General features: G+C 49.4%; 1 protein-coding gene and 1 pseudogene. Both read right to left on the reverse strand.

All coding sequences use genetic code 11. From position 1 onward, the window contains the following. On the reverse strand, window positions 1-126 hold a 126-nt coding region (locus SB725_RS34105; protein WP_410923813.1), incomplete at its 3' end, for an SIP domain-containing protein. Continuing rightward, window positions 120-233, reverse strand: a pseudogene (locus SB725_RS34110) (glycoside hydrolase family 3 N-terminal domain-containing protein); the annotation flags it as partial. The pseudogene SB725_RS34110 and the gene SB725_RS34105, both read right to left, overlap by 7 nt.

Here is a 233-nt window from a genome sequence, read left to right on the forward strand (position 1 = left end):
ATCATCTGCATTTGGATGCGCATTAATCACCCAATGTATCTCGACGTTCTCTGGTTTTTTGAGCGTCTGACGATCTGCTTCAGTCGTTACTTCAAGTACTGCGTAACCACGAGCATCAGTACTGATACGTGCGAGTCAGGAGCGATGGCACCATGACCGGGGAAGTGTTTACCAGTGGTTGCCATACCAGCCGCTTTCATACCGCGCATGAATTGTGTTGCAAGCGCAGTGAT

The sequence above is a fragment of the Pseudomonas sp. SIMBA_041 genome, assembly GCF_046535095.1.
In the GTDB taxonomy this organism is placed as follows: Bacteria; Pseudomonadota; Gammaproteobacteria; order Pseudomonadales; family Pseudomonadaceae; genus Aquipseudomonas; species Aquipseudomonas mucoides.